Here is an 11,751-nt window from a genome sequence, read left to right on the forward strand (position 1 = left end):
GAAAACTTATTTCCTGATAATCTCAAATTCTACCCTTCTATTGATGGCTTGGCCTTCCGTAGTTGCATTTGAGGCTTTGGGTTTAGATTCTCCAAAACCTACACTTCGCACTCTTTCTGTAGCTATGTTTTTCTTGATGAAATAATCTCTAACTGCATCAGCTCTTTGTTGAGATAGTCTTAGGTTAGTTTCGTTTGAACCTACGTTGTCGGTATGACCTTGCACTTCAATAGCCATTGTAGGATTTTTTACCATTACAGCAATCATTCTATCTAATTCGAAAAATGATTCTGGTTGAAGTGTAGCTCTGCCAAATTCGAAGAAAATATTGTACAACTGAACCGTTACTCCAGTTTGGATTGGGGCAATAGCTAATTCTAAGTCTTTGATTTCTTTAAAAGCCCCTTGAATGGTCAAATCAATATTTTTTGAAACAGGAATAAAGTCTTTCGCTTCTGCTCTAATAGCATATCTATTGCCATAAGGAAGCGATATTTTATATTCACCTGTCAATGGGTTGGAGTCTGCAACGCCTAGTTCTTCACCAGTGTCTAAATCTTCATAAACAATCCTAGCTTCTGCTGGAAGGCCAGTTTTTTGGTTTTTTACAGTACCACTTAAGAGTATAGTAGGTGTAGGTGTAAAAACCGGAACTTCATCTTTTTCTTTCGGTTTGACTTTGGTTTCGGCGTTTTTTGAAGCAGTTAAAGCTGCATCATCTGGTGCTCTTTTTTCTTCTTCTTTTAGTCTAATTCTGAACAAATCCGATTTCCCTATTGCTTTGTTTTTGCTAGACATATAACCATATTCTCCAGAGGCTTCAATAGAAAAATACATATCATCTTTTTCAGAATTGATGTTTTTTCCAAGATTTATGGGCTTAGACCAACCATACCAGGACTTTCCATTGCGTTTTGACATCCAAATATCATAGCCGCCCTCACCACCTTTTCGATCTGAGGCAAAATATAGTGTGCTATTGTCAGCCGCTAAAAATGGCGTGGTTTCTGAAGCTGAGGTATTTATGTCATTTCCTAGACTTTCGGGTTTAGACCATTTGCCAGATTTGTCTAAAATGCTGATATATATGTCGTCTTCTTTGCTGTTTTTCTTTTCACTAAAAGCCAATATTAAAACTTTTCCGCTGTTACTTAGAAAAGCCGTTAAAAATTGTCCTTTGCACATGGCATCAAGTTTCGGGATGTCCAATTTGCTCGGTTGTTGCCAGTTATTTCCTTTCTTTTTACTAATAGAAATGCCAACCTCTTCCGTTTTTCTTCCGTTGTTATACACACCTCTTATCAAGGCAGTATTTCCATCAGGTGTTATACTAAATAAGTCATTATAGCGATCTTTATTAATGGTATTGCCCATTTTTCTTGCCACAGCCCACCTTTTGTCACTCATTAGGTCTGAAAACCAAACGTCATTGCTACCATCTTTTCCAAAATTGTTGGATGGGTGGCTTACTCTTACGAAATAAAGTGTTTGGCCATCAGGAGCTATTAGAGGGTGTATTTCGCTATATTCTGTATTCACGGCTCCACCAAGTGTTTCCACTTTTTGGGCATAGGAACAAACAAATAGCTGAAGAAAAAATAAAGAAAGTAAAAACCTCATTTGTGAATTGATATATTAAAAATCTACAGGTCTAATGCGTTTATTTACAAAAAAACGAATTTTGTTCTTAATAATCAAACGGAAATGTTGTTTAAAAATTTTGTTAGAAGGCTTTAACAGTTTCTATGAAGCATTTTACTTTTTCTGGGTCGGTGTCAGGATAAACGCCATGGCCAAGGTTTGCTATATATTTTTGCTTTCCAAAGGCCGTCAACATACTTTTAGTTTGCTTTTCTACTTCTTTCATGGGAGCATAAAGCACACATGGGTCTAGATTGCCTTGAAGCGTTTTATTTGGTATCAAAGCTCTAGATTCTTTAATGTCCATGTTCCAATCCAATCCAACTACCTGACAGCTTGTTTTTCCGATGTCCTCTCGAGCAAAAAATGCCCCTTTGGCAAACACTGTTACTGGAGCTTCTGTAATAGTATCACAAATCTGAGCAATGTATGGAAGCGAAAAAGCATTGTATTGTTCAGGTGAAAGTACGCCTGCCCAAGAGTCGAATATTTGTACTAAGTCCGCCCCATGAATGATTTGAGTTTTCAAATATCCTATTGTAGCATTAGTTATTTTTTGAAGTAGTTCATGTGCCAATTCAGGCTCAGAATACATCATTTTTTTAGCTTTTGAGAAGGTCTTTGAGCCTTGTCCTTCCACCATGTAACAGAAAATAGTAAATGGAGCTCCTGCAAAACCTAAAAGTGGTACCCTTCCATTCAGTTCTTTTTTTACAATATCTAAAGCATCAAATACGTAAGCGAGATTATCTACGGGGTTGCTTTGAGAGAGTTTATTTAAGTCTTCGAAATTCGAAATAGTATTTGGAAAATACGGGCCTTTGGCTTCTACCATTTCGTAAGGAAGTCCCATAGCTTCAGGTATCACCAAAATGTCAGAAAAAATAATGGCTGCATCTACGCCTAAAATATCAACGGGTTGTATGGTGACTTCGGCGGCCATTTCGGGTGTAGTAGCTAAAGTGATAAAACTGCCAGCTTTTGCTCTTACGGCACGGTATTCAGGTAATATTCTTCCTGCTTGACGCATCATCCAAACTGGAATTCTTTCTACTTGCTCACCATTAGCAGCTCTTATCAATAGGTCGTTTTGTAATTTCATATCGCAAAATTACGAACATTATTAAACTTTGGATTATTATTTTTCGAAAATGAATGTTTATTCAATTGAGTTTGCTTAGTTTGCTATTTTACTTTTATTATTTTAGGATATTAAGCAAAAAAAAACTGTCTCCCAATGGAAACAGTTTTTGAGTTTATATTCTAAGATTTTATCTATTTACAACCAATCCATCTTTAGAATTTGGCGGAAATAAATTATGTGTGGCTTGAATTTTTTCTAATTCTTTTTGAAGATATCCTGCAGGATAGAATCCTTTGAATTTACCCACTTGTCCAGATTTTGGATCAAAAACTAACAATGTTGGAAATACATCAATTGCAAACCTGTCAACTATTTCCATTCCATCAAAAGTGTCGATATCTACTTTATATATCAAGAAATTATCTTTTAGATAATTTCCCAATTCTTTATTTGTAAAAGTTTCTTTGTCGAGTTTTTGACATGGACCGCACCAGGCTGCCCAAAAGTCAAGTATGATGGCCTTTTTCTGTTTTTTCGCTTCTCTTATTAAATTATCATAAGATCCAGTATAAAACTCTACATTGTCAGTTTTTACGGGTAGGCTATTAAACGAGGAAAATCCTGTAAAAGCCATTGTTAGTATTAAAAAAGCTATTATTTTTTTCATCTTATTATTATTGAACTACTAACAAAACGTCAAATACCTTGCCACGAGATGCGTATATTTGAAAAAAAACTTATTAAGTGGTATAGTTGTTTTTTTAACTTGCTTATTTTTAGGTATTTGTGAACAAATAAAAAGGTTTAATATTTTCAAATATTAAACCTTTTTATTTTAAGAAATCAAATTTAGTGGAAATTATACCTTCCAAACCCAATCAAAAGTATCTTCTACTTTACCAGTTCTGATATCGTTAAGTGCATTTTTCAATTTTGTTGAAAGCGAGTTTTCAGTTATTTCAGGCAATACATAATCTGTACCTTCAAAACCAATTGCAGCAAATGGCGAAACTACAACTGCAGTACCAGCACCAAAAACTTCTGTCACACTACCAATAGAGATTCCTTCTATTATTTCTGCAACAGAAACTCTTCTTTCTTCTATTTCAATTCCCATTGATTGAGCTAGTTTCAATAAAGTATCTCTTGTGATTCCTTTTAAAATCGTCGTACTTACAGCAGGCGTTATTATTTTGCCGTCTTTCACAAACATAACATTCATGGTGCCAGATTCTTCAAAATATTTGTGCTCAATTGCATCAGTCCAAAGCAATTGCGTGTACCCTTGCTCTGCAGCTAGTTTTGCTGGATACAATGAAGCAGCGTAGTTACCAGCACATTTTGCATAGCCTACACCACCCGGAGCAGCTCTGATAAACTCTGTCTCTACTTTCACCTTTGGAGGCGTAGCGTAATATTTACCTGCTGGGCTCATTATAATCATGAAACGGTAGTTCAGCGATGGTCTTACACCCAAATACACATCTGTAGCAAACATAAATGGTCTTAAATACAGTGAGTTGTCCTCACCTTTAGGCACCCATGCAGCATCTATTTTTAATAATTCTTCTAGGCCACCAATAAAAATTTCCTCAGGTACTTGAGCCATGCACATTCTTTCTGCAGAGATGTTAAAACGTTTGAAGTTTTCTAATGGTCTAAATATCAAAACATCGTTCTCTTCGTTTTTGAAAGCCTTCATCCCTTCAAAAATAGACTGTCCGTAGTGTAAAGTTGCAAATGCAGGATTGTAAGCGATATCACCATAAGGCACAATTTCAGGAGTTTGCCAAACACCATTGACACAATCGGCCACAAACATGTGGTCGGTAAATAGTGTACCGAAAACTATATTATTTGGGTCTAATTGATTTACGCGGCTTTCTTCTGTAAGCCTGATTTTGATGTTCATTGTTTCTGTTTCCATTGTACCTTGTTTAATTAGAGTTTGCAAGTTATTTATTTTTTTTAAATTAGTTGTCAAAGCAAGTAATTTTTTCTGTAAAATATTTAGAGCAAAAAAAATGCCTGAATTTGGTATTCAAGCATTTAGATTTATGACTCAATTGTTTATTACTGTTAATTTCCAGGTAATTTATCCAGATACATATCTCTTATTTCACGCTTTGGATTATCAAGAGGGTATGCATTGTTTAAAACACTAACTTTGGTCGTAGCTTTGATTTTTGCATTTTGTGCTTGAGTTTTTGCCGTAACACCCGTAATCTGTTCAATAGCAACTGACAATAATGTTTCTGATTCGTCTCCAAAAGGCAAGAACGGTACAGAGCTATCCGAAACTTTGATAGTAGGAGCAAAACCATCCTTCGATCCATAATCAGACTGACCTATAGCATTTAGTGTTTTTAAAACTATTGGTTGCATTCCATATTTCCATCTTTTTTTCTCATCTGATAACGTGATCGAACCTACATTTTTACCGTAAGTGTGATCTCCAATCAATATTACGTCCATAAATGGTTTTAAGTTGTTTATTATCAATTCACTGGCTGATGCTGTTCCAGGTGAAGTAAGTATATAAACTCTATTTAAGTTTCCTAGGTTATTAGATTCATTAAGCCAATCGGTATCGAAAACGTCATTGCCATATTTCGATTTATAATAGGATGATTGTTCTGCATTCCATTCTTGTGTGTTCATTAATGTACCAGGTTTTAGGTCTTTCACTATTAATGAACTTATGATATTTGAAGACGAAATATATCCTCCTCCATTGTATCTTAGATCCAACACAAGTTCGTTTACGCCCTTGGTTTTAAACTCTTTGAAAACTTCTCTAATATTGTTGTCGTATTGCGTAAGGAATTGTAAATAAACCAAATATCCAATTTTTTTATTTCCTTTTTCAATAATAGAATAGTGTTGAATAGGGTCAGTTTGTACTTCCGCTCTAACTAAACTTACCTTTTTACTATTACTAGTTATTACGCCATTTGCATAATCACCTAAAGTTAATTCAAGATTATCACTTGAAAAAGCGGTAGAATAATTTTCAGCAGTAAGCACTACACCATTTACCTGCGTAATCAAATCTCCTCTTTTAATTCCTGCCTTATCTGCAGGTGAGCCTTTCAGCGAATATGCTATGGATAGGGCTACTTTGGAGTTTAATGGTGGGTCAGCAAAAAAAGGAGTAAACCTTATTCCGACCACCTTATTTACACCCTGCAGCGAAGCCGTAAGAGCCTCGACATCTTCCTGAATCCAAGAGAATCTATCTAATTCACCTGGCTTAACAAGAATTGATTCGAAATAATCCATTGGGGCCAAAGTATAATCAGTGCTAGTTTTGGCAGTCATTTGACTTTCCCACAGGTAATAGGTTTTCATTTCGTCATAAATCCAAGCATTTGTTTCGGCATTCGGATTATCTGACGTAGAAGTCTCTGTTTTTTTTGGAAAAACATCGCTTAACTTTTTGCAAGAAAAAGAAGTGAAAATTAATGCTATCAGTCCCCAGTGTTTTAATTGCATTTTGTTTTTATTATTTAATCTATAATACGTAAAAATAGTATTAAAAGTTGTGTCAAGTATAATTTTGGATTTAATTCTCTAGTTCGATGGCTAAAATATTTGCAAAAGCTTCTCAAAAATAACTATTTGTGGTTAATTCTATATGCAAATTATTTACATCCTTTAACTTTGTAAAAAAACCAATAGTATGTCATTGATTGAGCCTTTGTATAAAATTTCTGAGATTTGTTCGGCTTTTGAAATAGAAGACGTAATAATTTGTCCAGGTTCTAGGAGTGCGGCATTAACATTGGCTTTCACAAGAAATCCTAAAATTAAAACCAAAGTGATTGCAGACGAGCGTTCAGCAGCTTTTGTGGCGTTGGGTATGGCACAACAATCTGGTAAAATTGTCGCTTTGGTCTGTACTTCCGGTTCTGCGGCTCTTAATTTTGCTCCAGCTATATCTGAGGCGTTTTTTCAGGAAATTCCATTGTTGATTTTAACAGCAGATCGTCCTCCAGAATGGATTCACCAATACGACGGCCAAACTATTTTTCAAAAAGATATCTATGGTAAACACGTAAAAAAATCCTTTGAATTACCTGTGGATACTTTGCACGGTGATGCTCAATGGCAAGTAGAAAGGATTGTAAATGAGGCTGTTAATTTATCAATTCAAGTTCCTTTTGGGCCTGTTCATATTAATGTGCCGATTAGAGAGCCGTTTTATCCTGATGAAAAGGAACGTTTTTTTGCTAATTATAGAAAGGTGAATTTCATTTCTACTGAAAAAATAATATCGAATGAAACTTGGTCTGAATTAATTGATATTTGGGAAAGTTCGGAAAGGAAAATGATAGCTATTGGGCAAAATTTCTATGATTTGGATGCTGCCCTAAAGGGATTGTCAGAAGAAGAAGGTGTGGTGGTTTTAGCAGATATTATTTCAAATATAAATATCGAAAGTAAAATAAGTTTTCATGATATTTTTCTTTCAAAATCCACTGATTTAGAGGCAGATTTACTAATTACAGCCGGGAAATCCTTTATTTCAAAACCTTTCAAACAGTTTATTAGAAATAACAAACCACGTTTTCATTGGCATATTCAAGAAAATCCAGAGCTGATAGACCCACTTCAAAGTATTACACATAAAATAGAAGTTTCTCCTGCGTATTTCTTCAAAGAATTGTTTGAAACACTTGATTTTAGAAAAATAAAAAGTGGTGAAAATGATGAAGAAAATGATTTTAAATTAGACTGGAATATTAATGACGAAACATCTAAAAGGTATTTATATAAATTTCTAAATACTGTTGACTTTGGAGAAATGAAGGCGACCTCCATGTTATTAGAGTCTTTAGAATTGGATAGTATTTTGCATTTGGGAAATAGCATGCCAGTTAGGTATGGAAACTTACTTGGGGGCATTTGTAAATCGCAGATTAAAGTTTTCGCAAACCGTGGAACTAGCGGAATAGACGGCATATTGAGTACAGCTATTGGGCAGGCTCTGAAAACCAACAAATTGGTAATATGTTTGCTTGGTGATGTGTCTTTCTTTTATGATAGCAACGCTCTTTTTGTAGAAAACCTGCCCAAAAATCTTAGAATAGTTGTTATAAACAATGCAGGAGGCAATATTTTTAGAATAATAGATGGGCCTTCCAAACAGCAAGAATTGGAAAGTCATTTTGTGACAAAACAAACCAGAATGGCGAAAAGCTTAAGTCTGGAAGCTGGGGTCAGATATTATAAAGCGAGTGATATAGTAGAAATGGCTGAAAGTTTGGATTTAATAATAAAGGACGACAATCATGCCGCCCTTCTGGAAGTTTTTACCGACGGTGAAGCCGATGCTAATATTTTTAAGGAACTTAAAAACGGTTTTACTTTATAAATGACACCCCTTGGGTTGGATTTTCAAGTTTCCATTCGGTAGTTACTTTAGTTTCTTTTTTGTCTTTAGAGTTTGTATACATAGACTCAGTCGGTAGTTTAATTCCATTGCTAGTCTCGGCATATTTAGTATGGTTTAGATTATAAGTTATTCCATTTACCGTCCAAGATTCACCTGCTAAAAGGCCTGTTTCTTTATCAAAAAAATATTCTCTAGAGATTCCAGATTTTTCTATCGATATTTTCACAACATTTTTGCCTTCAAAAGTGGTTTGAGAAACTGGGCTACTAAGTTTATAACCTTTAGATTCGAACTTGTAAAATGGCATTAGACCATCATTAACTTCAACCATCAGGTCTGCTTTTTCCTTAGTATTTAGATCTTTGGTAGTGTAAGAAGGAGCTTTGTCACGGCTTCCCATTGGGATTTTTACCCAACCAGCATTTCCATTTAATACATAATAAAAATCTCTTTCTAATATAGATTTTTTTCTTGAAAATTTCTTGTCATTCATCGAAACTGTCACTTCTTCATCAAAGTCTGTGGCAGCATTGGCTTTATAAGATCTTTTGTATTGAAAACTATTGATGGCTGCTATTTTATCTTCACCGCCCGCTGCTGTTAAAAATTTAGAGATGGTTTCGTCGGCTGATTGAGCTATGCTTAGAAATGGTAGAAGGATTAAGCATAATAAACTGATTTTCAATTTCATGATTCGTGATTTTATGTTGTTTAATTATTAGATTCAAAAATCTCCTCAAAGTTAAGAATGAATAAGAGGATATCTTGACTTTAACTTATTGTTAACGAAATTAACCTCAAAAAATTTAATAATCTATCATCATTTAGGGAATAGGATTGTTACCTTTTTTAATAATTATAGTCACTAAATAAACTAAATTTTAAAAATATGGAAAAATTAATGAATCACATTTCAACATTGGCGATTGAATTCGCACCTAAAGTATTATTGGCTGTAATCACTTTGATTATTGGTTTTTGGATTGCAAATAAGCTTGCTGGTTTTACATCAAAAATTCTTAAAAATAGAAAAGTGGATGATACCGTTATTCCTTTTCTTTCAAACATTGTAAGTGTACTCCTTAAGGTTGTGGTACTTATTAGTGTTGCAGGAATTTTTGGAGTTCAAACCACATCTTTCATAGCAATTCTTGCCTCTGCAGGCTTGGCAGTTGGATTAGCACTTCAAGGTAGTTTGGGGCATTTTGCTAGTGGTGTTTTGTTGCTAACTTTTAGACCTTATAAAGTGGGCGATTTGGTTGTTATTAGCGGTTTTACTGGAGAAGTTGAAGAAATTCAAGTCTTCAATACGGTACTTAGAACCTTAGATAATAAAAAAATTATAATTCCTAACGGATCGGTAACATCAGGTCCTATTACCAATATCTCAGGTCAAGGTACTATTAGAGTTGACATGCAATATGCCGTTTCGGGAGCTGAAGATATTGACAAAGTAACTAAAGTTATCAAATCTGTTTCTGACGCATGTCCGTTTTTATTGAAAGATAAACCGACAGATATTTTGGTGAATAGCCAAGAAATAGGAATAACCAAATTTGATGTTAGACCATGGTGTAATAGTGAACATTATTGGGACACCTATTATTTTATGCAAGAAAATATCAAAAGAAGTTTTGTTTCAGAAGGTATTATTGCTCCAAAACCAGCAATGGAGGTTTCTTTGACAAAATAAATAGTAGAACAAGTTTTTCTTTTCGGTTGATAGTTTTCTGAAAATGTATTATTTTGGGTTAAATTTAGTTTAAATTTAACCCTTACAGATATGAAAAAACTACTAATCGGTGCCCTAGTGGGCGGAATCATTTTATTCTTTTGGCAATTTTTGTCTTGGTCAATTCTCAATTTGCACATAGGAAACCAAACTTATACGCCTAATCAAGACGAGGTCCTGAAGTTTTTAGGTGATAATTTGGAAGAAGGAGCATACTATTTGCCGACGCTTCCTGAAGGCTCTTCTCAAGAAGAAAATCAAAAGTTTATGGAAGAACAGCTTGGCAAACCGTGGGCTCAGGTGTATTATCATAAATCTATGAAAATGAACATGGCTTCTAATATGTCTAGGGGTCTTTTTGTGGACTTTGTGGCGATGTTGCTCTTGATTTGGGTAATTATGAAAATGGGAAATGCTAGTTTTAGTACAATATTTCTGACTTCAATAATTATGGGTTTTGTTGGCTATTTATCAACTACTTATACGTTTTCTATTTGGTTTGAAACCAAGACTTTGCCTGATTTAATAGATGCTTTGGTTAGTTTTGGCTTGGTAGGTTTATGGTTAGGTTGGTGGTTAAGAAGAAAATAGGTTTTATTTTGAATAAAAAAAGGGAGCAAACGCTCCCTTTTTTACTTATAATCTTTGCATGAGTTTTTTCACTGCGACTTCTTTCCATTCAGCAAAATCCCCTGCTAAAATATGTTTTCTTGCTTCACCCACTAGCCATAAATAAAATCTCAAATTATGCACACTTGCTATTTGAGCTGCCAGCATTTCCTGGCATTTATTGAGGTGCTTTAGGTAAGCTTTTGAATAAAAAGTACTTACATAACCTCCCAATTCCGCATCAATAGGACTGAAATCATCTTCCCATTTTTTGTTGCGAATGTTTACTATTCCTTGGGTGGTAAACAACATTCCATTTCTTGCATTTCGAGTAGGCATTACGCAGTCAAACATGTCAGTTCCTAATGCTATGCCTTCTAAAATATTCTCTGGAGTGCCAACTCCCATAAGATAACGAGGCTTTTCTGCTGGTAAAATCCCATTTACGATTTCCAACATTTCATACATTTCTTCTGCGGGTTCGCCCACCGATAAGCCACCTATTGCATTACCAGCTTGATTTTGTGATGCTATAAATTCCGCAGATTGAATTCTTAAATCTTTGTAAACACTACCTTGTACTATAGGGAAAAGTGCCTGAGAATATCCATATTTTGGCTCAGTTTCAGAGATCCTTTTAACACATCTTTCCAGCCAACGGTGTGTAAGATGCATTGATTTTTTTGCATAAGTATGATCGCAAGGGTAGGGTGGACACTCATCAAAAGCCATAATGATATCCGCACCAATTACTCGCTGAATATCCATCACATATTCTGGTGTAAACAAATGTTTGGAGCCATCAATGTGTGAGTTGAAATACACACCTTCTTCAGTAATTTTTCTTATTTCTTTTAAACTAAATACCTGATAACCACCCGAATCTGTCAAGATGGGTTTGCTCCAGCCGTTAAATTTATGTAATCCACCAGCTTTCTCAAGAATGTCAAGGCCAGGTCTTAAATATAAATGGTAGGTATTTCCTAAAATTATTTGGGCTTCCACATCTTCCAATAGTTCTCTTTGGTGGAGGCCTTTTACTGTTCCTGCTGTACCTACAGGCATAAAAATAGGTGTTAGTATCTCACCATGATCTGTGGTGATTTTGCCTACGCGGGCTTTTGTTTTAGTATCTGTTTTTTCTAATTCGAATTTCATTCTGCAAATTTCAACCTTTGAAAGTTCATAACAAACTCTTTTTTATAAATATGGGAAAATAAGTATGCTCTAATACTACCATTTGATTAATTAAAGCACAATATTGTTAAATCTAGAAAAGGAATAGTA

The 11,751-nt window shown here is 34.7% G+C and carries 10 protein-coding genes; 3 read left to right on the top strand and 7 right to left on the bottom strand.

The genetic code is table 11. The features are described 5' to 3' along the window. Window positions 1–6: 6 nt before the first annotated feature. From EGI22_RS04710 to EGI22_RS04730, 5 genes are all read right to left on the bottom strand, one after another. The gene (locus EGI22_RS04710; RefSeq protein WP_255066711.1) at window positions 7–1,560 is read right to left on the bottom strand and encodes an OmpA family protein; all 1,554 of its coding nucleotides are present in this window, start codon (window positions 1,558–1,560) and stop codon (window positions 7–9) included. Between the two features lie 163 nt (window positions 1,561–1,723). Beyond that, window positions 1,724–2,743 carry a uroporphyrinogen decarboxylase gene (gene hemE, locus EGI22_RS04715; protein WP_255066712.1) on the bottom strand — a complete coding sequence of 340 codons (1,020 nt, stop codon included), beginning with the start codon at window positions 2,741–2,743 and terminating at the stop codon, window positions 1,724–1,726. Between the two features lie 169 nt (window positions 2,744–2,912). Then, window positions 2,913–3,392: a thioredoxin family protein gene (locus tag EGI22_RS04720; protein ID WP_255066713.1), complete on the bottom strand. Its 480-nt coding sequence runs from the start codon at window positions 3,390–3,392 to the stop codon at window positions 2,913–2,915. A 192-nt stretch (window positions 3,393–3,584) separates the two neighbouring features. Next, window positions 3,585–4,652, bottom strand: coding sequence for a branched-chain amino acid aminotransferase (locus EGI22_RS04725; protein WP_255066714.1), 1,068 nt, complete (start codon window positions 4,650–4,652; stop codon window positions 3,585–3,587). Between the two features lie 152 nt (window positions 4,653–4,804). Continuing rightward, the gene (locus EGI22_RS04730; protein ID WP_255066715.1) at window positions 4,805–6,220 is read right to left on the bottom strand and encodes a S41 family peptidase; all 1,416 of its coding nucleotides are present in this window, start codon (window positions 6,218–6,220) and stop codon (window positions 4,805–4,807) included. Window positions 6,221–6,407: 187 nt separating this feature from the next. Between EGI22_RS04730 and menD the strand changes: the two genes are divergently transcribed. Beyond that, on the top strand, window positions 6,408–8,102 hold the full coding sequence (gene menD, locus EGI22_RS04735) for a 2-succinyl-5-enolpyruvyl-6-hydroxy-3-cyclohexene-1-carboxylic-acid synthase (protein WP_255066716.1): 1,695 nt from the start codon (window positions 6,408–6,410) through the stop codon (window positions 8,100–8,102). Here the strand turns inward: menD and EGI22_RS04740 are convergent. Beyond that, on the bottom strand, window positions 8,092–8,814 hold the full coding sequence (locus EGI22_RS04740) for a hypothetical protein (protein ID WP_255066717.1): 723 nt from the start codon (window positions 8,812–8,814) through the stop codon (window positions 8,092–8,094). The genes menD and EGI22_RS04740 overlap by 11 nt on opposite strands. A 210-nt stretch (window positions 8,815–9,024) precedes the next feature. On the opposite strand from EGI22_RS04740, the gene EGI22_RS04745 reads away from it, so the two are divergent. Next, complete coding sequence (locus EGI22_RS04745; protein ID WP_255066718.1) at window positions 9,025–9,816, top strand: mechanosensitive ion channel family protein; 792 nt, start codon at window positions 9,025–9,027, stop codon at window positions 9,814–9,816. Window positions 9,817–9,906: 90 nt separating this feature from the next. Continuing rightward, complete coding sequence (locus EGI22_RS04750; protein ID WP_255066719.1) at window positions 9,907–10,446, top strand: hypothetical protein; 540 nt, start codon at window positions 9,907–9,909, stop codon at window positions 10,444–10,446. Window positions 10,447–10,491: 45 nt separating this feature from the next. Here the strand turns inward: EGI22_RS04750 and tgt are convergent, their stop codons facing one another. Beyond that, window positions 10,492–11,622, bottom strand: coding sequence for a tRNA guanosine(34) transglycosylase Tgt (gene tgt, locus EGI22_RS04755; protein WP_255066720.1), 1,131 nt, complete (start codon window positions 11,620–11,622; stop codon window positions 10,492–10,494). Window positions 11,623–11,751: the final 129 nt, after the last annotated feature.

The organism is Lacihabitans sp. LS3-19 (assembly GCF_024343575.1).
GTDB lineage: Bacteria > Bacteroidota > Bacteroidia > Cytophagales > Spirosomataceae > Leadbetterella.